The sequence below is a fragment of the Pseudomonas sp. TNT2022 ID1044 genome (assembly GCF_028656895.1).
Taxonomy (GTDB): Bacteria; Pseudomonadota; Gammaproteobacteria; order Pseudomonadales; family Pseudomonadaceae; genus Aquipseudomonas; species Aquipseudomonas reinekei.
Window position 1 is genome coordinate 523,051 of record NZ_JAMDHB010000022.1, and the last position, 21,183, is coordinate 544,233.

General features: G+C 56.7%; 23 protein-coding genes. 9 read left to right on the forward strand and 14 right to left on the reverse strand.

Translation table 11 applies throughout. The annotated features are described in order from the left end of the window. Nucleotides 1-41 precede the first annotated feature (41 nt). A complete protein-coding gene (locus tag M5G20_RS24850) occupies nt 42-662 on the forward strand; it encodes an energy transducer TonB (RefSeq protein WP_150732078.1) in 621 nt (206 codons plus the stop codon). A gap of 15 nt (nt 663-677) precedes the next feature. Here the strand turns inward: M5G20_RS24850 and M5G20_RS24855 are convergent, their stop codons facing one another. The 7 genes from M5G20_RS24855 to ppc all read right to left on the reverse strand — a co-directional run bounded on the left by M5G20_RS24855 (nt 678) and on the right by ppc (nt 7,886). Next, nucleotides 678-1,373, reverse strand: a complete 696-nt coding sequence (locus M5G20_RS24855; protein ID WP_273921317.1) for an extensin-like domain-containing protein — start codon at nt 1,371-1,373, stop codon at nt 678-680. Between the two features lie 2 nt (nt 1,374-1,375). Then, nucleotides 1,376-2,197 (reverse strand): isocitrate lyase/PEP mutase family protein, encoded by an 822-nt coding sequence (locus tag M5G20_RS24860; RefSeq protein WP_273921318.1) that lies wholly within the window; start codon nt 2,195-2,197, stop codon nt 1,376-1,378. Nucleotides 2,198-2,232: 35 nt separating this feature from the next. Next, complete coding sequence (locus M5G20_RS24865) at nt 2,233-3,093, reverse strand: DUF72 domain-containing protein (RefSeq protein WP_273921319.1); 861 nt, start codon at nt 3,091-3,093, stop codon at nt 2,233-2,235. After that, nucleotides 3,093-3,398 carry a hypothetical protein gene (locus tag M5G20_RS24870; RefSeq protein ID WP_273921320.1) on the reverse strand — a complete coding sequence of 102 codons (306 nt, stop codon included), beginning with the start codon at nt 3,396-3,398 and terminating at the stop codon, nt 3,093-3,095. The genes M5G20_RS24865 and M5G20_RS24870 overlap by 1 nt, the downstream gene beginning before the upstream one ends. A 151-nt stretch (nt 3,399-3,549) precedes the next feature. Beyond that, nucleotides 3,550-4,224, reverse strand: coding sequence for a tRNA (adenosine(37)-N6)-threonylcarbamoyltransferase complex dimerization subunit type 1 TsaB (tsaB, locus tag M5G20_RS24875; protein ID WP_273921321.1), 675 nt, complete (start codon nt 4,222-4,224; stop codon nt 3,550-3,552). Nucleotides 4,225-4,319: 95 nt separating this feature from the next. After that, nucleotides 4,320-4,967, reverse strand: a complete 648-nt coding sequence (gene adk, locus M5G20_RS24880) for an adenylate kinase (RefSeq protein WP_273921322.1) — start codon at nt 4,965-4,967, stop codon at nt 4,320-4,322. A 288-nt stretch (nt 4,968-5,255) separates the two neighbouring features. After that, nucleotides 5,256-7,886: a phosphoenolpyruvate carboxylase gene (gene ppc, locus M5G20_RS24885; RefSeq protein ID WP_273921324.1), complete on the reverse strand. Its 2,631-nt coding sequence runs from the start codon at nt 7,884-7,886 to the stop codon at nt 5,256-5,258. A 202-nt stretch (nt 7,887-8,088) separates the two neighbouring features. Between ppc and M5G20_RS24890 the strand changes: the two genes are divergently transcribed. The 3 genes from M5G20_RS24890 (at nt 8,089) to M5G20_RS24900 (ending at nt 9,992) form a co-directional block, all read left to right on the forward strand. Then, nucleotides 8,089-8,433 (forward strand): pilin assembly protein, encoded by a 345-nt coding sequence (locus tag M5G20_RS24890; protein ID WP_273921325.1) that lies wholly within the window; start codon nt 8,089-8,091, stop codon nt 8,431-8,433. A 302-nt stretch (nt 8,434-8,735) separates the two neighbouring features. After that, nucleotides 8,736-9,149 carry a DUF4398 domain-containing protein gene (locus M5G20_RS24895; protein ID WP_273921326.1) on the forward strand — a complete coding sequence of 138 codons (414 nt, stop codon included), beginning with the start codon at nt 8,736-8,738 and terminating at the stop codon, nt 9,147-9,149. Nucleotides 9,150-9,194: 45 nt separating this feature from the next. Then, a complete protein-coding gene (locus M5G20_RS24900) occupies nt 9,195-9,992 on the forward strand; it encodes an OmpA family protein (protein ID WP_273921327.1) in 798 nt (265 codons plus the stop codon). A 60-nt stretch (nt 9,993-10,052) separates the two neighbouring features. On the opposite strand, the gene M5G20_RS24905 is transcribed toward M5G20_RS24900, so the two are convergent. The 7 genes from M5G20_RS24905 to prfB form a co-directional block, all read right to left on the reverse strand. Continuing rightward, nucleotides 10,053-10,382 (reverse strand): hypothetical protein, encoded by a 330-nt coding sequence (locus M5G20_RS24905; RefSeq protein ID WP_150702041.1) that lies wholly within the window; start codon nt 10,380-10,382, stop codon nt 10,053-10,055. Beyond that, entirely contained in the window at nt 10,379-11,293 is a 915-nt protein-coding gene (locus M5G20_RS24910; protein WP_273921328.1) for an alpha/beta hydrolase, read from the reverse strand. The genes M5G20_RS24905 and M5G20_RS24910 overlap by 4 nt, the downstream gene beginning before the upstream one ends. 133 nt (nt 11,294-11,426) lie before the next feature. Continuing rightward, nucleotides 11,427-12,704: a flavohemoglobin expression-modulating QEGLA motif protein gene (locus M5G20_RS24915; protein WP_075946708.1), complete on the reverse strand. Its 1,278-nt coding sequence runs from the start codon at nt 12,702-12,704 to the stop codon at nt 11,427-11,429. 34 nt (nt 12,705-12,738) lie between these two features. Next, nucleotides 12,739-13,293: a hypothetical protein gene (locus tag M5G20_RS24920; protein ID WP_273921329.1), complete on the reverse strand. Its 555-nt coding sequence runs from the start codon at nt 13,291-13,293 to the stop codon at nt 12,739-12,741. A 70-nt stretch (nt 13,294-13,363) separates the two neighbouring features. After that, entirely contained in the window at nt 13,364-14,080 is a 717-nt protein-coding gene (locus M5G20_RS24925; RefSeq protein ID WP_273921330.1) for a TetR/AcrR family transcriptional regulator, read from the reverse strand. 101 nt (nt 14,081-14,181) lie between these two features. After that, nucleotides 14,182-15,684, reverse strand: coding sequence for a lysine--tRNA ligase (gene lysS / locus M5G20_RS24930; RefSeq protein ID WP_150732066.1), 1,503 nt, complete (start codon nt 15,682-15,684; stop codon nt 14,182-14,184). A 95-nt stretch (nt 15,685-15,779) separates the two neighbouring features. Further along, a protein-coding gene (gene prfB / locus M5G20_RS24935; protein WP_139315765.1) for a peptide chain release factor 2 occupies nt 15,780-16,875 on the reverse strand; the annotation gives its coding sequence in 2 pieces (ribosomal slippage) (nt 15,780-16,802 and nt 16,804-16,875; 1,095 coding nt in all). A gap of 726 nt (nt 16,876-17,601) precedes the next feature. Here prfB and M5G20_RS24940 point away from each other — a divergent pair. Genes M5G20_RS24940 through M5G20_RS24960 form a run of 5 tightly spaced genes read left to right on the forward strand, consistent with a single transcriptional unit; the run spans nt 17,602 to nt 20,977 of the window. After that, nucleotides 17,602-18,948 (forward strand): saccharopine dehydrogenase C-terminal domain-containing protein, encoded by a 1,347-nt coding sequence (locus M5G20_RS24940; protein ID WP_273921331.1) that lies wholly within the window; start codon nt 17,602-17,604, stop codon nt 18,946-18,948. 23 nt (nt 18,949-18,971) lie between these two features. Continuing rightward, entirely contained in the window at nt 18,972-19,706 is a 735-nt protein-coding gene (locus tag M5G20_RS24945) for a ferritin-like domain-containing protein (protein ID WP_273921332.1), read from the forward strand. A gap of 21 nt (nt 19,707-19,727) precedes the next feature. Next, complete coding sequence (locus M5G20_RS24950; RefSeq protein ID WP_273921333.1) at nt 19,728-20,435, forward strand: hypothetical protein; 708 nt, start codon at nt 19,728-19,730, stop codon at nt 20,433-20,435. Between the two features lie 2 nt (nt 20,436-20,437). After that, nucleotides 20,438-20,794, forward strand: a complete 357-nt coding sequence (locus M5G20_RS24955) for a hypothetical protein (protein ID WP_443218323.1) — start codon at nt 20,438-20,440, stop codon at nt 20,792-20,794. Between the two features lie 18 nt (nt 20,795-20,812). Beyond that, entirely contained in the window at nt 20,813-20,977 is a 165-nt protein-coding gene (locus M5G20_RS24960; protein ID WP_212625649.1) for a rubredoxin, read from the forward strand. Nucleotides 20,978-21,183: the final 206 nt, after the last annotated feature.

Genomic DNA, 21,183 nt, shown 5'->3' on the forward strand with positions numbered 1-21,183 from the left:
CTATCGAGCATTTTGCCAGAGCTGAGCGTCGACCGAGAGAAATGTCAGACATTCAACCCACAATCTCAGGTTTTATCTCGCCCTACGGCGACTACAACCTGCGAAACACCCAGGCACTGAGCGGCGTCAGTCACATCTGGCAGGATTTCTTTGCCCGAGCGCTGGCCGAACAGTCGGGGGCAGTGCTGCCTGAATCGCTGAACTTTCCACCGGTCGATATCGAGAGCCCGGTTGAACCCACCGTCGGCAGCGATCTGCTGGCCCACATCGTTTCCCAGCGTGAATGCGATGTTAAGGACAATGAGATTCGCCCGCCCGAGCCCCTCTTCCTGCCGATCGCCGAATTCGAAATGGACCTGGCTGACAAGCCGTTCCCACCGTTCCCGGCGGAAGAAATCGTCGCTCAACAGAAACAACAGGATTTCGAAAGCGGCTGGGTGCGTCCGATCGTGTTGACCGCCGGTCAGCCGTTGCCAGAAGCCGGCCCCGCCCCGCAACCGCGTCCGCTGCACCTGCCGATTGCCGAGTTCGAACTCGATCTGCTGGACAAACCGTTCCCGCCGTTCCCGCCCGAGGAATTGGTGGAGCAACAGAAACAACTCGATTTCGATAATGGCTGGGCGCGACCGATCATCCTGCAGAACCTGCGCCTCGCCGCCTGAGCCTCAACGACCGACTCAGCGACAGACCCACCAAGGCCCGACATCCACATGAAAGTGATTGCGATGGGCGGCGTTGTAATCCGGGCTCAAGACCACACTGAACAGGCCACAGGCGCCATCGCGGACTTGCCTTAGAAACTGCGCATCCTGATTTTCCTTGGGCCAATCCTTGAGCACGCTGATGGTTCGACCATCCGCCAGTCGAAAACCGGCGATGTCCAGCGCATTGGCCGACGCGTGCTGACTGAGCCGGCCATTCTCACGGTTGTAGACATTGCGACAGGCAAAGCTGCCGAGGTGATCGACACGCGTGACCGCTTGTCCGTAGACCTTCTGCGCCGCCGGTTGCAGGGCGTGATGCTCGAACAGCGCGAATGACACGGCCAGGCGGCAACTGGCGAGGAAGCTGCTGCTCAGGGCCACATCGCCGCCCTGCACGCGCAGTGCGTCGGTGAGCGGGCATTTGGCGTCGGGGCTGTCGGCCTGCGGGGCTACACGCAAACCGGAACTGCTCAAGGCTTGCACGCAGAGCTGCGGCTCATCGTGCAGGCGCATCAACTTGTAGCGGGTCAGCAGGTTCGGCGTGGCCTTCACGTCCAGCGGTGCCCAGGGATTCCACTGCGGCGGGATGTCCAGCCACCCGCGCCAGACACTGAACACCGCGCCGCCAATGATCAGCAACAGCAGCAAGAACCAACGCCCGCCGCCCATGCTCAGCCCTTGAACAATTGATTGGCTTGGGCATACGGCATACTTCGTGATGTGAATCCGAAAGTGCCTGCCGTCTGGATTTCTTCAGCGGCGCGGTAGAACTCGCCCAACGCCGCCAGTGCCAGCGCCGAGCCGACACTGATGCGCTTGACGCCCATTTCGCTCAACTGCTCGACCGTCAGGTTCAGGCCGCCGGACATCAACACATTGACCGGTTTCGGCGCCACCGCGCGGACCACCGCCAGTACGTCTTCGGCACTGCGCAACCCCGGCGCATACAACACGTCGGCGCCGGCCTCGGCGAACGCTTGCAGGCGGCGAATCGTGTCATCGAGGTCCGGATTGCCATGCAGGAAATTTTCCGCCCGGGCTGTCAGCGTGAAAGGGAAAGGCAAGCTGCGGGCGGCAGCGACGGCGGCCTCGATGCGCGCCACGGCGTGCTCGAAGCAATAGATCGGAGCATCCGCACGGCCGGTGGCATCCTCGATCGAGCCACCCACCGCCCCGGCCTCAGCCGCGCGCAACAGGCTTTTTGCGCAATCGGCCGGGTCATCGGCAAAACCGTTTTCCAGATCGACCGCGACCGGCAAATCGCTGGCGGCGACGATCGCCCGGACGTTGTCCAGGGTTTCGTCCAGGGTCAATCCACCATCAGGGCGTGCCTTGGAAAAAGCGTAACCGGCACTGGTGGTCGCCAGCGCCTCGAAGCCCAGACTGGCGAGCATTTTTGCCGAACCGGCATCCCACGGATTGGGAATCACAAAAACGCCGCTGCGTTCATGCAAGGCTTTGAACGCTTGGGCTCGAAGGGTTTGCGCATCCATTGGCAGGCTCCTGAAAAAGGCGAACGAATCCGCCTTCAGAGCAGGCCAAGTTGCTCGGCGGCGGGTTCTCTGTATAACTCAGGCAGCGCTGGCAAGCCAGGCAAACGCAGCATCAGGCGACTGTGAAAACGCTGCGCCAGTTTCGCCGCCAGCACGTTGTCGGCGGTGTGCAGGAAGATATAAGGCGTGCGCCCCTCTTCAATCCACAGGGCGATTTTCTCCATCCACGGCAGCAGAAACGGGTCATTGGCCTCCAGTTCCGGATGACCGATAAAACGCACCTGCGGGAACGGGGTGAACGCCGCCGGACGAGTTGGAACACGCGGTTTCTTCGATTGCGCGTGAAGCACCGACGGATCGGTTGACGTGCAACTGAACAGTGCGCGCGGGTCGAGACAGATGCGTTCAACGCCGCGATCCAGCAAGAGGCGATTGAGCATTCGTTCGCTGTCACCCTTGGCAAAGAAATCGTCGTGCCGCACTTCCACTGCCAATGGCCGCTCCAGCGCGTCGATGAATGCAGCCAGCTCCGGCAAGCGTTGCGGGGTGAAGCTTTTCGATAATTGCAGCCACAGCGGCGATACCCGTTCACCCAACGGGCTGAGCAGTCGGGTGAAGGTTTCGGCGGCGGTCAGCTGTTCACGCAGGTCACCGCCGTGGCTGATGTCGCCGGGGAACTTGGCGGTGAAACGGAAGTGCTCGGGCATGGTGTCGGCCCAGCGCTGCACGGTACTGGCAGCCGGGCTCGCGTAGAAGGTCGTATTGCCTTCTACGGCGTTGAATACTTGGGAATAAAGATCAAGAAAGTCGCTGGACCTGGCGTCCGGCGGATACAGATAGTCGCGCCAGGCGTTTTCACTCCAGGACGGGCAGCCGAGGTAGTAAGGCAGCAACATCAGATGTACAGGTCGAGACCCAGCACTTCCGCATCCCAATCGACAAAACCGGCGGTGCTCAGGTAGCTGGCCAGGGCCATCGCCACACTTTTGCTCATCGCGCGGTGGTAGAGCATGTCTTGCTGGCGGGCGGGAAGATTGCTCAGGCGTTGCGCAGCGGATTTGGCAGCACGAGCGGCCAGTTGCTCTTCGGACGGAAATTGCTCATCGCCGTCAAGATCGACGGACTCGTCCTCCATCACATGGCCTTTGCGAGGCTTGCGCTTGATCGGGTAGGACTGAGAGGAAATGCCGTCTATACGCATAAGTGCATGCTCGGTATCAATGATGGCAGTTTAGTGGCGCGCAGCCCACTTCGCAAACCGCCGAGTGATAACTAGAACACATAAAAGGCAAAAGGTTTAAAAGCTACGGTTAGAAAACGACGATTGGCCAAGTCACCACAAAAAAACCTGATTAACGCGCCTTCGGCGTCGCCACTTTGTCCCGCAGATAAACGGGCTGCGCATTATCGGCGACGATGGCCTCGCCACGTTCCCAGGCAAACCGCGCCAGGGTCAGCAAGTCTTCAGCATGGGGCAGCATGCCTGCGTCCTGCCCGCTCAGGCTGACCGCGATGCGCTCGCCGTAACCCCAGCCGGTACCGGCGCCAAACCATTCGCCGCTGGCATCAGCCGGCAATGCGGCGGACTCGGGCGGCAATACCGCTTCAGCGCCGACCAGCCGCATCTCCCCCGCCGTTTGGCGGTAGCAACCCCAATACACCTCATCCATGCGTGCATCGATAGCGGCTGCAACCTGGCTCACACCCTGTTCGCGGTAAGCGCGCTGGGCCAGTACGGCGAGGTTCGACACCGGCAGCACCGGGCGATCCAGCGCGAACGCCAGTCCCTGGACGACGCCGATGGCAATTCGCACGCCGGTGAAGGCGCCCGGACCGCGGCCGAAAGCGATGGCATCGACCGCTTGCAGGGTGGTGCCGGCGTCGGCCAGCAACTGCTGGATCATCGGCAGCAGCTTCTGCGCGTGCAGGCGCGGGATCACCTCGTAATGGCTCGTGACTTTGCCGTCATGCAGCAAGGCAACGGAGCAAGCTTCAGTCGCGGTGTCCAGGGCCAACAAGGTGCTCATCGATGTTTCCGTAACAAGAGGTCAGAAAAAAGTGCGTCAGTATAAACAACTACGGCCCGCAAGCGGGCCGTGGATGATGCAGCGGATCAGACTTTTCAGCTCAGGGCTGCAAGTACCTTGGCGGTAATCGCTTCTACCGAACCGACGCCTTCGATATGGCTGTACTTCGGTTTGCCATTGGCAGCAGACAGGTTCTGGTAGAAATCCACCAGCGGCTTGGTCTGCGAATGGTAGACCGACAGGCGATGACGCACGGTTTCTTCGGTGTCGTCCTTGCGCTGTACCAGCTCTTCACCGGTGATGTCGTCTTTGCCGGCAATTTTCGGCGGGTTGTAGACGATGTGGTACACGCGGCCGCTGGCCTCGTGAACACGGCGACCGGCGATACGCTGGACGATTTCTTCGTCTTCAACGGCGATCTCGACCACGGCATCCAGCTCGACGCCGGCAGTCACCAGGGCTTCAGCCTGAGGAATGGTGCGCGGGAAACCGTCGAACAGGAAACCGTTGGCGCAATCAGCCTGGGCGATGCGGTCTTTTACCAGCGCGATGATCAGGTCGTCGGAGACCAGGCCGCCGGCATCCATGATGCTCTTGGCCTTGATGCCCAGCTCGGTGCCGGCCTTGACCGCCGCACGCAGCATGTCGCCGGTGGAGATTTGCGGAATGCCGAATTTTTCGGTGATGAACTTAGCCTGAGTACCTTTACCGGCCCCGGGAGCTCCCAGCAGAATGACGCGCATCGATGTGCTCCTCAATTTTTTATATAGATAACGTCAGATTCGCCTCGTGGGGCCAATCTCAAAAATAGGGTCGTGACCGCCCAAACGGCCAAAGGCTGATCAAGATACACAGCAGGCTGCGCCCACACAAGCCGCCAAAAGTCGGAGAAACCAGCCTCGGCTGAGACCTTTGGACGCGGTTTGCCTGGTCGCAACCCCAACATTAACTGTCGCCTTGCAGCACTTTTAACCGTGGCGCGCGGCGGCATCCGGCACTTGCTCCGGATGCCTCAGCCAACGACAAAAACCTTAGCCGGTATTTCGCAAACCGGCGGCAATCCCCGCCACAGACACCAGCAACGCCTGCTCCACCGGGCTGCCCTGCGCCACATCCTGTTGCCGTGAACGCGCCAGCAACTCGGCCTGCAATAGATGAAGCGGGTCGAGGTAAGTGTTGCGCAAGCGGATGAATTCCAGGGTAGCTGGGCTATGTGCCAGTAGTTGCGACTGACCGGTCAGCCCCAGCACGATCGAGCACGCCTGCGACAATAGGTCGCGTAAGTGCGCGCCCAACGGCAGCAGATCCGGCTCGACCAATCGCTCATCGTAAGATTGCGCGATATCGGCGTCGGCCTTGGCCAGGACCATCTCCAGCATGTCGATGCGGGTGCGGAAGAACGGCCACTGCTCGCGCATCTGCCCCAGCAACTCGCCCTCGCCTCGCTCCAGCGCCTTGCTTAGCGCCGCTTCCCAGCCGAGCCAGGCCGGCAGCATCAGGCGCGTCTGGGTCCAGCCGAAGATCCACGGGATAGCCCGCAGGCTTTCGATCCCGCCGGCGCGGCGCTTGGCCGGACGACTGCCCAGTGGCAAGCGTCCCAATTCCTGTTCCGGGGTCGACTGGCGGAAGTACTCGACGAACTGCGGGTTCTCCCGCACCACGGCGCGGTAGGCGCTGACCCCATCGGCGGCCAATTCGTCCATCAAGTGGCGCCATTCGGGCGTCGGAGGTGGCGGTGGCAGCAAGGTCGCTTCGAGTACCGCCGCCAAGTACAGATTGAGGTTTTGTTCGGCGATGTCCGGCAGGCCGAATTTGAAACGAATCATTTCCCCTTGCTCGGTGGTGCGGAAACGCCCCGCCACCGAACCCGGTGGCTGCGACAGAATCGCCGCATGCGCCGGGCCACCGCCACGGCCCACGGTACCGCCTCGACCGTGGAACAACAGCAGTTCCACTTGTTGTTCGCGGCAGATATCCACCAAACGCTCTTGCGCCCGATACTGCGCCCAGGCCGCCGCCGTAGTGCCGGCGTCCTTGGCCGAGTCGGAGTAACCGATCATGACTTCCTGCGGCCCGTGCAGGCGCGAGCGATAGCCCGGCAGCAGTAACAGTTTTTCGATCACCGGGCCGGCGTTGTCGAGGTCGGCGAGGGTTTCGAACAGTGGCACCACGCGCATCGGCCGCAACACGCCGGACTCTTTGAGCAGCAGTTGCACCGCCAGCACATCGGAAGCGGCACCGGCCATGGAGATCACGTACGAGCCCAGGGATGCACCCGGCGCGGCGGCGATTTCCCGGCAGGTCGCCAGCACTTCGGCGGTGTCGGCGGACGGTTTGTAGTGGGCGGGCAGCAATGGCCGACGGTTGTTCAGTTCACGGGTCAGGAAGGTGATGCGCTCTTCCTCGCTCCAATCCTCGTAACGGCCCAAACCGAGGTAATCGGTGATTTCGGTCATGGCGGCGCTATGTCGCGACGAGTCCTGGCGCACGTCCAGCCGCACCAGGAACAGGCCGAACGTCACCGCCCGGCGCAGGCAATCGAGCAGCGGCCCGTCGGCGATCACGCCCATGCCGCACTGATGCAGCGAGTGGTAACACAGCTCCAGCGGATCAAGCAGTTCGCGGTTGTTTTGCAGTACGTCGGTCGGTGCCGGCGTCGGCGTGGTCAGCGCCGTGTGCGCCCAGTTGCGGGTCGCGCGCAGGCGTTCGCGCAGTTGCTTGAGTACCGCGCGGTAAGGCTCGGCACTGTCACCGGCCTTGGTCTTCAGTTCGTCGCTGGCCTGCTGCATCGACAGTTCGGCGGCAAGGTGATCGACGTCGCGCAGGTACAAATCGGCGGCCATCCAGCGTGCCAACAGCAGCACTTCACGGGTCACCGCTGCCGTCACGTTGGGGTTGCCGTCGCGGTCGCCGCCCATCCACGAAGCGAAGCGAATCGGCGCGGCTTCCAGGGGCAAGCGCAAGCCCGTGGCGGCGTGCAGTGCCTGGTCAGCCTTGCGCAGATAGTTGGGAATCGCCTGCCACAGTGAATGCTCGATCACCGCGAAACCCCACTTGGCTTCATCGACCGGTGTCGGGCGCGTGCGGCGGATTTCTTCGGTGTGCCAGGCTTCGGCGATCAGGCGCTGCAAGGTCGACTTGATCTTTTCGCGCTCGGCGCGGGTCAGGTCACGGTGATCCTGGGCGGCCAGTTGCGCGGCGATGGCATCGTATTTCTGAATCAGCGTGCGGCGTGCGACTTCCGTCGGGTGCGCCGTCAGCACCAGTTCGATTTCCAGTCGCCCGAGTTGCCGGGCCAGTGACTCGGCGCTGTGGCCTTCGGCGCGCAAGCGCGCGAGCAACTCCGGCAACACCCGAGCCTCGAACGGCGCCTGTCGGGATTCTTCGCGACGATGAATCAGCTGGTACTGCTCGGCGATGTTGGCCAGGTTGAGGAACTGGTTGAACGCCCGCGCCACCGGAAGCAACTCATCTTCCGTCAACTGGTTGAGGCTCGCGCTCAGTTCCGCGTCCATGGAACCGCGACGGTCAGCCTTGGCGCCTTTGCGGATCTGCTCGATCTTGTCGAGGAAGCCATCCCCGTACTGTTCACGAATGGTGTTGCCCAACAGTTCACCCAACAGGTGAACGTCCTCGCGCAAGCGTGCATCGATATCGGTCATCAGCAGTTCTCCAGCAAAGAATCCGGGCGGCCAGCAAACCCAAGAGTGCCGCTCCAGAGGTCTTCTTACAAGCAAGACGACGAAGGACCTTTAAACCTTATGCGTTGAAGCTAGTCTGAACAGTAAGCCGCACAACGGCTGTCGCCGGCCAACGCCGGATCTTCTCCCGGCCTGCCACGAGCAGGCGCGCAATGAGGTCATTATGAAAATCCGTGAACTCGCCCAGCATTGGGAAGAAAACGCCAAGGGTCGCCTGACCAAGACCGGCTACACGATTCACCTGGATGTGGAAGCTGCCGCACGCTTGGCGGCGATTACCGAGATGTACCCCAAACGGCATCCCGAAGAATTGCTTGGCGAGCTGATCGGCGCCGCCCTGGAAGAACTCGAAAAGAGCTTCCCATATGTAAAAGGTTCGACGGTGGTGGCCACCGACGAGGAAGGTGATCCACTGTACGAAGACATCGGCCCGACACCACGTTTTCTCGCGTTGTCGCGGCGACATCTGCACGATTTGTCAGTTGGTAACGACAAACAAAAACACTGATTGAACTGTGGGAGCGAGCCTGCTCGCTCCCACATGAGTCTGAAACTCCCTCCGTCATTGCGTGCTTCCGACCTCCCGAAAGGTCGGACATAGCGCCACGCATCGCCAAAGTTCCCGATATAGAGCCCTGTCCTCCGTCACGGTTTTTTTTCGATAGCAGGCTAATTTCTCTGAACTTTCAAAAAACGCCTCGGGTCAACCCAAGTAACCAAGCCTGGGACGGCCGTTTCAAAACGACCCGAAAATGACGGTGGCGGCTCCTTGCCCAGGATGGAAGTTCACGTTGTTCAGGAAGTAGTCCAATGGAGTTGAAGACCATGAAAACCAGAACTGGCAAATCCTCGTTTACCCCGTTACATGGCCTGAAAATGGCTGCCCTGGCCATCGGTGGCAGCCTTGTGCTGGCCGGTTGCGCCGGCAATCCACCGACCGAACAATTTGCTGTCACCGAGTCTGCGGTCAACGACGCCGTCAGTGCCGGTGGCACCGAATTCTCCGCTGTGGAAATGAAAGCCGCACAGGACAAGCTGAAACAAGCTGAAATCGCCATGCACGACAAACAATACGAGCAGGCCCGCATGCTCGCTGAACAGGCGGAGTGGGACGCTCGCGTGGCAGAGCGCAAGGCCCAGGCAATGAAGGCCGAACAGTCTGTGAAGGACTCTCAGAAAGGGGTTCAGGAACTGCGTCAGGAAAGCCAGCGCACCGTTCAGTAACGGCGCGGCATGACGTATTTCTCAATCGACAAAAAGGACGACACCATGAATTCCAAACATTTGATGATCCCTGCTCTGCTGGCTGCCAGCGTTGCCCTGGCTGCCTGCTCCACGCCGCCCAACGCCAACCTTGAACAGGCCCGCTCGAACTACTCGGGCCTGCAAGCCAACCCGCAGGCAAGCAAAGTCGCGGCACTGGAAACCAAGGAAGCGAGCGACTATCTGGACAAGGCCGACAAGGCGTATCTGGATAAGGAAGATCAGGCCAAGGTCGATCAGTTGGCCTACCTGACCAACCAGCGCGTTGAAGTCGCCAAGCAGACCATTGCCCTGCGCACCGCTGAAGCCAATCTGAAAAACGCTTCGGCGCAACGTGCCCAGGCCCGTCTCGACGCTCGCGATCAACAGATCAAACAGCTGCAGGACAGCCTCAATGCCAAGCAGACCGATCGCGGCACGCTGGTGACTTTCGGTGACGTACTGTTCGCCACCGACAAGGCGGATCTGAAATCCAACGGCTTGATGAACATCAACAAACTGGCGCAGTACCTCCAGGAAAACCCTGATCGCAAAGCGATCGTAGAGGGTTACACCGACAGCACCGGTACGGCGGCGCATAACTTGTCGCTGTCGGAACGTCGCGCCAACTCCGTGCGCATGGCGCTGGTGAAGATGGGCGTCGACCCGACCCGCATCGTCGCTCAGGGTTACGGCAAGGAATACCCGGTAGCGGATAACACCAGCACCTCGGGCCGGGCGCAAAACCGTCGAGTGGAAGTGACGATTTCCAATGACAACCAGCCGGTGATGCCGCGTTCGGCGGTGAGCTCTTACACCCAGTAAGTTGTCATCACACCAAAACCTGTGGGAGCCAGCCTGCTGGCTCCCACATTTGATTTCGCTTTACTGCTCCAGCTTCTGCGGCGTTTCCTCGCCCATGCAACGCACGGCTTTCTTGCGGTCGTTGACCAGCACGCCGGTCAGGCCTTTCTGTTCGGTGTCGAACAACACCAGCACACCATCGATGCACTGCGCCACTTGCGCGGCCGGTTCCAGGGAGACTTTGTAGTCTTCGCCCGGCACGGTCTTGAGCATGGTGAATTCGTTGAGCAGCAACGCATCCTCAGGTTTGGCGAAGTGCAGGTAGCCGTACCACCACAGGGCGCCGACGGTGCCGAGGATGCTGCAGATACCGGTGATGATCAGCGGGATGGCGTTACGTTCTTCACTCATTGCGGGCTCTCTGGTGGTTCGGTTTCTGAAGGCCTGGCTGCCGGATAATTGGGAATTTCACCCAGGCGGCGCAGGCCGTTGAAATGCTGCGGGTCTTCAAGATAGCGCAGCATGACGGTGCGCCAGACTGGATCGGCGAACGTCTGCACATGACCGCCACGGGTCAATTGCAAGACTCGCGGCGGCGGCGCAGCTTGATACAGACGGATGCCGTTGGAAAGAGGCACGATCGGATCATCGATGCTGTGGAAGATCAGTTTCGGTACGCCATTGAGCTGGTCGATGGAGTTGATTGCGCTGTCACCGTCCGGCACCAGCCAGGACAGAGGCACCTGGAACGTCCAGAACACCCACGAATGACTCAACGCAAATTGACCGACGCTGCGGTAGCTGGCGGGCACCCCATCGAGCACAAAAGCCTTGAGCTGTTTTTGCCGCTCGGGGTGTTGCACCAGGTAGTGAACCGCCATCGAGCCACCAAGGCTCTGGCCGAGCAGGACCAGCGGCTTGCCCTTGACCTCCGGCGCCTGATCGAGCCATTTGAACGCGGCGTCGATGTCCTGGTAGATATCCGGCAGGCTCGGTTTGCCTTCGGACAAGCCGTAACCGCGATAGTCCATCAACAGCACTTGATAGCCCTGCTCCGGCAACCAATAGCTGCCACCCAAGTGCATCGGCAGGTTGCCGCCGTTGCCGTGCAAGTGCAGCACCGTGCCTTTGACCTCGACGCCCGCTTTCGCCGGCAGCCACCAGGCGTTCAGCTTGAGGCCGTCGGCAGTGATCAAGGTGACTTCGCGGTAGTCGAGCCTGGCTTTTTCCGGGGTGAACAATTGGCCGGGTTCGGGGTAGAACAGCAACGAGCTGCAACCGCTCAGGGCCAGCAGAATGCAAAGGATGCCGAGGATTCTCATCCGGTGAAACCTCGCGAAAAATGGGGTTGGAACACATAGCCCTGCAGGAGCGAGCTTGCTCGCGATAGCGGTGGTTCAGCCAACATCCATGTTAAATGTCATGACACCATCGCTCCCACAGGGGGCTTGTTGTTCACAAAATGTTGGAGTAATCCGCCTCGATCCGGTCCAGGCTCAGGTGATTGAGGAAGTTCGAGAAGCACATCCACGCCGACAACGCGTTCATGTCGCGGAACTGTTCCGGCAAGTACTTGGGCGGCACCACCAATCCTTCATCTACCAATTGGCGCAACGTGCGCATGTCTTCCAGCGTGGTCTTGCCGCAGAACAACAACGGAATCTGCTCCAGCTTGCCTTTGCGCACCGCCAGCTGAATGTAGTTGTAAATCATGATGAAGCCCTTGAGGTAGGACAAGTCTTTGGTAAACGGCAGACCTGTCGGCACCGAGCCGCGGAAAACCCGGCTGGCGTTGCTGTAACTCTCGGGCATTTCGAAGCCTTGCTCGCGGAAGAACTCGAACACCTGCAGGAAGTCCGCTCCCTCCTCCACCATGTGGATCGCGCGGGTGCGGTTGGTCAGTTTGCGCAGGCGGCTCGGGTAGGAGGCGAAGGTGATGATTTCCATCAGGATCGCCAGGCCTTCCTGGGTCACCGTCGATGAGGGCGGGCCTTTGGCCAGGAAGGTGCAGATCGGCTGGTTCAAGCCGTTGAGCGTGGTGCCGACGTGCACCAGGCCTTCGTGGACTTCCAGGGCACGCACGTCACGCTCGTTGAACATCGCGTCGGTGCGGATCTTGATGTAGTCGGCGCCCGCCGCCGCGTCGGCGACGATGCCGTCGGACTCGAACACCCGGATGGTTTCCTCGGCCTCGCCAAACACCTTGTTCAAGCGGGTTTGCAGCAGGTGGACGGCGTCCTTGGCCGTCAGGGTCTTCGGTTCATCCTTCAGATCGCCACGGCCGTCGATATTGTTCAGGTATTCGGACAACATCATGCCCAGATCGGACAGCGTCGGGTCGCCGGCATGGAACGCATCGGACGCGGCGCCGTACAACTCTTGGGAAATCAGGCCGAAATCCTCGGTGCCGCGCGCTTCGAGCATGCGCACCACCATGCGGTATTCCTTGCACATACGGCGCATGATTTGCCCGACCGGATTGAACTGGCCGAGCTGGCGGGTGATGTCGCGCTCGATGTTCTGGAACTCCAGCTTCACTTTGCTGGAATCGAAGGCGAGCGGCCGGTTGAGATAGTAGTCGCGGTCCACCGCCGGCATTTCCTTGCCTTTGGCCTTGAGGAAACCCTTGCGAATATTTTCGTCCCATTTGACCGCGTCGAGCACGCGGATCGGCGTCTGCGCCAGCACAATGCGATCGGACAAAATGCGTATCGACTGCTGGTAATCGTCCACCCGAAACTCCTGTAGAAACCGTTATGTGCTGGGTTTATTTGGCTTTGGCCTGGCGCTGGTAGCGCACCACTTCGACGAACACATCGGAGTTGGCCGGGTCATCAAGATAGGCGGACACCTGGTCCATGCTGTTGTCGATCAGCACGCCATCGCCATCGTCAGTCTGGAAGACCTGACCGTTCAAGGCTTGTTGCTGGAGCGCCTGCCTGATCTGTTCAAGATCGAGGTTGTAGACCACCAACTCGTGTTTGTCGGTGATTTCAAAGCCGGCAATGGTGAAGTTGCCACCGAACTGCGCCGGCACTTTCCCTGACAGATACCAGCGATTGCCGTGGCGCGACACCGTGAAAGGATAGGCTTCGCGTTCCCGGGGCTTGGCCCGGAAGTAACTGACTGCCTGATAGCGATTGTCGCCAATGCGCGTCAGTTCAAGGTTGACCGGCTCACCCCAGGCGTTGGTACTGGTCCATTTGCCCAGCAACCCTTTAGGCGCAGGCTCGCTCGAGGGCAGCGGTTCCTTGAAAGTCACCAGACAGCCACTGAGCAACAGGAACGACAAGGCGATCACAACGACGCGCCAGGCTTTCATTCAACACTCCCTATCGACACACGTGCCACCCCAGTGACCATTGCCCCCGTGGGGACACACCCATACGGGATTAAACCGACGCCAGCACCAAATGCATATAACGCGTCAGTATGCCGAGCATTTCCTCTTCGGCGACCGGTTCGGCGTCGTTGAGCAGGCCCTGATATTCCATCCGACCGATTATAGACGTCAACACTTTGGCATCCTGTTGTGGCTCGCGGGAACCCAGAACCTGAAAAAGCTGGCAAGAACCCTGCAACAGGATTTGCTGATGCGAGCGCACCAACACCGCCAGGCGCGGGTTCAATAGCGCTTCCTGACGGAACGCCTGCTCGGCCATCAAATGCTCACGACGGGTGATCAATTGCCGGTGAACATAGTCCGCCATCAGTCGGGCAATGTCGTCCGCCAATGTCGAACGCGCCTGAGGGCTGCCGTCGCCACGGGCGATCATTTCGCGCAGCAGACCCTCATTGTTCACCCACAACTTGGCCATGTAGGCCGCACTGCGCTCCACGTATTGAGCGAAGGTATCGGTGAGCAGGTCATCGATATCCTTGAAATAGTAGGTGGTTGCCGACAACGGCACACCAGCCTCGGCCGCCACCGCCCGGTGCCTGACGCCCCGCACACCGTCACGCACGACAATGCGCATCGCGGCATCGAGAATGTCCTGTCGACGCTGTTCGCTGCCCTGTCGGCTGGCCTTGCGCCCCTGGTACTGAACGCTTTCAGCGACCGCAGTGGCGATTCCCGCCGCACCTTCTTGAGCCTTTACACCGTTCACGACAGGAACTCCTCTCTCACTTCCAAAGTAACCATTTGATACGTTTGTACCAGACAGGCAATAAAAAGCCGCCTGAACGGCGGCTTTTTAATTGAAAACACTTACGCTTGCGGCCGCATGTGCGGGAACAGGATCACGTCGCGGATCGACGGGGAATTGGTCAGCAGCATCACCAGACGGTCGATACCGATGCCTTCACCCGCGGTAGGCGGCATGCCGTACTCCAGCGCACGAACGAAGTCGGCGTCGTAGTGCATGGCTTCGTCGTCGCCGGCGTCCTTGTCGGCCACCTGCGCCATGAAGCGTTCGGCCTGGTCTTCCGCGTCGTTCAACTCGGAGTAGGCGTTGGCGATTTCACGGCCACCGATGAACAACTCGAAGCGGTCGGTGACGTTCGGGTTGTCGTCGTTGCGACGGGCCAGCGGCGACACTTCGAACGGATACTGGGTGATGAAATGCGGCTGTTCCAGCTTGTGCTCGACCAGCTCTTCGAAAATCATCACTTGCAGCTTGCCCAGACCTTCGAAGCCCAGCACCTTGGCGCCGGCTTTCTTGGCGATGGCACGGGCCTTGTCGATGTCGTTCAGGTCGTCAGCGGTCAGCTCAGGGTTGTACTTGAGGATCGAGTCGAACACCGACAGACGCACGAACGGCTCGCCGAAGTGGAACACCTTGTCGCCGTACGGCACGTCGGTGCTGCCCAGGACCAGCTGCGCCAGTTCACGGAACAGTTCTTCGGTCAGGTCCATGTTGTCTTCGTAGTCGGCGTAGGCCTGGTAGAACTCCAACATCGTGAATTCAGGGTTGTGACGAGTCGAAACGCCTTCGTTACGGAAGTTGCGGTTGATCTCGAACACTTTCTCGAAGCCGCCGACAACGAGGCGCTTGAGGTACAGCTCAGGCGCGATACGCAGGAACATTTCCATGTCCAGCGCGTTGTGGTGGGTTTCGAACGGCTTGGCTGCCGCGCCGCCCGGGATGGTTTGCAGCATCGGCGTTTCCACTTCCAGGAAGTCACGCTTCATCAGGAAGCTGCGGATGTGGGCGATGACTTGCGAACGCACGCGGAAAGTCTGGCGCACGTCTTCGTTGACGATCAGGTCAACGTAACGCTGGCGATAGCGCTGTTCGGTGTCGGTCAGGCCGTGGTGCTTGTCCGGCAGCGGGCGCAGGGACTTGGTCAGCAGGCGCACGCTGGTCATTTCAACGTACAGGTCGCCCTTGCCGGAACGGGCCAGGGTGCCTTCGGCGGCAATGATGTCGCCCATGTCCCAGGTTTTCACCGCGGCCAGGGTTTCTTCGGACAGGGTCTTGCGGTTGACGTAGACCTGAATGCGACCGGTCATGTCCTGGATCACCATGAACGAGCCACGGTTGAGCATGATGCGACCGGCAACCTTGACCGGGATCGCAGCCTCTGCCAGCTCTTCCTTGGTCTTGTCCGCGTACTGTTTCTGCAAGGCATCGCAGTAGTTTTCGCGGCGGAAGTCGTTCGGGAAGGCGTTGCCCTTGGCGCGCTCGGCAGCAAGCTTTTCCTTGCGCAGGGCGATCAGGGAGTTTTCTTCCTGTTGCAGGGCTTGCGGGTCGAGTTCTAGGTCGCTCATGTCTTTAAATATTCCATCTGGTTCGTTGCCCCCGGCCTGCGGCCGGGGATCGCCGGCAAGCCGGCTCCTACAGGGGATCGCGGTGAGTCAGTAGCTTACAGCCCGGACTTCAGGCTGGCTTCCAGGTACTCGTCGATGTCGCCATCGAGCACCTTGTCGCAGTCGCTGCGTTCGATGTTGGTACGCAGATCCTTGATCCGCGAGGCATCCAGCACGTACGAACGGATCTGGTGACCCCAGCCGATATCGGACTTGGTGTCTTCCAGCGCCTGGGACGCGGCGTTGCGCTTCTGCATTTCCTGCTCATACAACTTGGCCCGCAGCATTTTCATGGCGGTGTCCTTGTTGGCGTGCTGGGAACGTTCGTTCTGGCAGCTGACCACGGTGTTGGTCGGTACGTGAGTAATACGTACGGCCGAGTCGGTGGTGTTTACGTGCTGACCACCGGCACCGGAGGAACGATAGGTGTCGATCCGCAAGTCTGCCGGGTTGATTTCGATTTCCACCTTGTCATCGATCTCGGGGGAAACGAACACCGCCGAGAAAGACGTGTGGCGACGGTTGCCGGAGTCGAACGGGCTCTTGCGCACCAGACGGTGTACGCCGATCTCGGTACGCAGCCAGCCAAAGGCGTATTCGCCCTTGATGTGCACGGTGGCGCCCTTGATCCCGGCGACTTCACCGGCGGACAGCTCCATGATGGTCGCGTCGAAACCGCGTTTGTCAGCCCAGCGCAGGTACATGCGCAACAGGATGTTGGCCCAGTCCTGGGCTTCGGTGCCGCCGGAGCCGGCCTGGATGTCCAGGTAGGCGTTGTTCGGGTCCATTTCGTGGCTGAACATGCGGCGGAATTCAAGCTTGGCGAGGTTTTCCTCGAGACGGGCCAGCTCGGCGACGACATCACCGACCGCGCCTTCGTCATTTTCTTCGACAGCCATGTCCAGCAGGTCGCGGCAATCGGCCAGGCCGGCAGTCAGTTCGTCGAGGGTTTCGACGATCTGCGCCAGCGCAGAGCGCTCGCGGCCCAGCTCCTGGGCGTACTCAGGTTTGTTCCAGACACTCGGATCTTCAAGCTCGCGATTGACCTCGGTCAGACGCTCATGCTTTTGATCGTAGTCAAAGATACCCCCGAATGGTTTCGGAGCGCTCGGACAGGTCCTTGATGGTGTTAAGGATCGGGTTGATTTCCATGGCGGGCAGCACTCGTTGGCGAACTTTTGAAAGCCGGCGAGTATAACGTAACCAAGCGGTCCCGGCAGCCCGTATCGCGGGTATACCGGCGAATGGTTTCAGTTTTTCCTGCCTCACACTGACCATTAACGCTGCCATCGCCCTGCTCATGCCTTTCAGTGATGCCACTGTGCGTCTTTGAGCGGCTCGACTCCCAAGAAGGCGCCCTAGACTAGAGACTCAACCATGGCCGGGGCCACTGAGTAGATGCAAATGCTTGGTGAAGCCAATTCGAGGGCTTGGTTGCGGGACTGTACATGCACACAAGCATTCACGACCCAGTAATCCGCCGACAGTGTGATTCTGATGGCCTGCTGGACCTACAACCAGCCAGTTTGCACGATAGCACCGCTGTCGCGCAGTGGTATGGCTCGCGCAACTGCCAAGGCTGTAAACAACACGTCCTTGAGGATGATGCCGTAAACATCTCCCAGAGTACTAATCAACAACAAGATTAATATCTGGACCGTTCTGTAGGAAAATGACCTCAAAAATAACGGATCATTCCTACTTAATTGGCAATTGCGCAATGCACCTGCTTTCCCTATAACTATGCAACACAAAAAAAACCACCAACACTTTACTAACACCACCTTCGTAAACCTTAACCATCAGAAACCCAAGCAAGTTACAGCACCACCGAAAAACATGGATATGTCACCTCAACTTACTAATTAAAGGACTACCATGAAAAAAATCGACAGAATAATAATTATAGGCTTTGGAAGTATCGCCCAAGCCTTGCTACCGTTACTTTCAGAGAATTACAACTCAGAAATAATTATCTTCGACAAAGAAATCGACACAACTCGAAAAAACATCGCAAGCGAGTATTCTGCAATATTAAACAAAAAGCTGATAACCCCAAATAACTTCCAAGGTATTTTGTCACCGCTATTAAGCGACAACAGCTTCCTCTTGAATCTGGCGGTATCTGTTTCCAGCTTAGCGCTGATAAGTCTAGCCCAGCGATTCAACACACTATACTTAGACACGTGCATAGAGCCATGGGAGTACGCAAATCAAAACAACAAAAACACCTTAAAAAGTAATCACTCGCTAAGGGAAAGCCTGAAGCAATATGCGCAAACCCAGACCAGCAAAACAACAGCAATTGTTGGGCACGGAGCAAATCCTGGCTTTATATCTATCTTGCTAAAAAAAGCAATGCTTGAAATGGCACTAAAAAATGGAATACATGAACAACCAACAACACAGCCTGAGTGGGCCAAGCTATCAGAACGCTTAGAATTACAGATCATACAAATATCAGAACGAGACACACAAACCTCGTCCAAAAAACGCGCACCAAATAGCTTTTTCTGTACGTGGTCTGTGGACGGACTGATTACAGAGTGCTTGCAACCGTCGGAGCTGGGCTGGGGATCTCACGAAGCAGAAACCCCATTGAACGCCAAGAACAACGGATACTCACTCGAACTGATTGAGCAAGGCCGAAATGTCATCGTAAAAAGCTGGTCTCCCAACTACTTAGAATTCAACGCATATCTACTAACACATAATGAATCGCTATCAATCGCCGAATATTTAACTTCAGACACCCCGCCAGCGCCCAAATATCGACCAACCGTATACTACGCGTATCATCCTTGCGACCAAGCAGTAGATTCAATGCATTTGCTTTGGAGTGGGAGTGAAAATCAGATCGAGTCAAAGGAAATAATGAAAGACGATATAGTTTCCGGCATCGACGAGCTCGGCATTTTTCTCATCAGCAAAAAATACAAATCACTTTGGCTCGGTTCAAATCTTTCAATAGGCAAGGCAAGAAAAATGGCAAAACACAACAGTGCGACGAGCCTACAAGTCACATCAAGCATCGTTGCCGGCATGAAGTGGGCCGAGAAAAATTCAGAATCCGGGGTTCTAGAATCCGAAAGTCTAGATTGGGAATACATCTACGACTTCGTAGAGCCGTACTGGCAGCCAATAATTATCCAAGAAACTGACTGGCGCCCAAACTGCAGCGACACTCTACAATTTCATAATTTTAGGGTGCACCAGAAAAATTGATAGAACAATGGAAGTTAAACACCATGAACACTACAAGAACGATAGAAACCAGAATCCCCCCCCGTTTGACCCCGGATGCTGCCGTTGTACTCGCAAATTTCCGATTCCCTGATACAAAATTAAGCAGTATCGAGCGCACTGAATGGAAGGAAATACTATTCGACTCAATAATTACTGAGTACGATGCGCGGCGACTTTATTGGCATTTAAAGACCAAATACCCGACTTACTTTCCGTCACTAGTAGGAGTACTAAACCCTTGGCTCAGGGACGAAATTGACCACGCCTATGGTTTTGCTCTGATCTATTCATCATTCACAGGCATCCCGCTTGATCAAGTTACTCTGGAGGCCGAAGTTAGAAACCCAGATTTCAGTGCAATCGACTCAATAACCGATGACACATTCAAACTTCTCATTATGCTGGCCTACGACGAAATTATTACCACACATGTTTACCACCGCAGCATAGAGAAGTACGATAAATTCGAATCTCCACAACTTTCGAACTGGATCAGAAAAACAAAAAAAGATGAAATCAATCACTTCTTCTCTTTTATCGAAAAGGCCAAAAAATCATTCCCCGAGAGGATTAATGAAACCGCTTCAATCCTGGAAGAAATCTTCGCTATAGACTTCGAGAAACCAAACTACTCTGGAACCTTTGTTCTAGACCACAACACGCCAGATTTCCCTATTCAAAAACAAGAAATCAGAGATTCCATAATCCCCACCATCATAAAAAAAATAAACTCATAAACCGGGCTACAGGAGAAAAAAATGAACCCATCTTTTCTAAAAAAAAGACACTGGAGCTCAAGAGAACTTTTCAATGAAATATCCAGTAGCGAATGGACAAACCCTGGAATCGACTTAAAGTACAAGGATTTTTTTATGTCAGACTTATTCTCCGAGTATGACGCCATCAATCTTTATCATAACTTACACCAACAGAGAGCAAGATTCTCGCCATACTTCGTCCAGTATCTCGATCTATGGTTTGCAGATGAAAAAAATCATTCCGACGGTTTTTTTGAGCTTATTCGTCTTTTATTTGGCTCAACCGAGGAAGAGTTGATAGACCAACTAAAAACAAGAACCGGAAATTTCGACCAACTACAAGAAATATTTACAAGCGAATTCAACCTACTACTTCTATTGGCTTACGACGAATACACGTCAGTCAAAACATATAAAAAAGACACATTCTACAATGAATTCGGCCACAAAAACTTCAACACATGGATTAAAAATCTGATTGCGGACGAGGCCATACACTTCGGGAATGCAATAAAAATACTAAAATACAAACATTCCTCAAAACTACATAAAGCCGAAGACATACTCCACAGCATTGCCAAGCTTGAAAACATGCCCTATCAGAACACATTTCTTTTTGATCACGACGGCCCTCACTTTTTGCTAAAATCAAGCGAACTCGGAGACCCTGTAGTAAATGACATTTTATCCATACTAGCTAAAGGTTAAAAATGAAAAATCACTACTACATGGCTGCCTCCTTAGTATTGATGATTTTCGGTGAGATACTAACGATTTACAGCGAAGTATACGCCTCCAAGCTTCCCGACCGTTCACTGGAAACCCCTTTAATATTTGTAAAACCTATCTTCCTTATCAGCCTTGCTGGTATAAGCCTAGTCTTTGCGTACTGGCTAGGATATCAAGCAACCGGAAATATCTGGGTAGTAACTGTTGCTTCCTTGACACTCCTTCTTATTCTTGAACCAATTGTGATATACGCAATGCTAAAGGAGTTACCCGAAAGAGGCGCTCTAATTGGTTTCATCTTAGGAGCAACTGGTTTGATCGCCACCGTCACACTTTAACCACCATCAGGAAAAGCCATGTCAAACAAAGAAAAAATAATGAGCTGTACTATTTGCGGCTATGAATATGATCCCGCTCTGGGCGATCCTGAGAATGGGATACCACCAGGCACGCCTTGGGACGATCTGCCCGAAGATTGGTTATGCCCAGATTGCCAGATGCCAAAAGAAGATTTTGAATAAGAACACCCATTGTGAAATTCGCTTCATTTATTAGCACGACACTACCCTTAAAACTTAATGAATAGCTGAAATCAATATCTTCAGACACTCGAAAGCAAACCTGCCAACACTCTTAAATAACAACCAACAATTGCATGGAGCGACTATCCGTACAAAAAACCTCGTAAATCATGCAACAAGTTTCTTTAGTCAAATCTCATGCACAG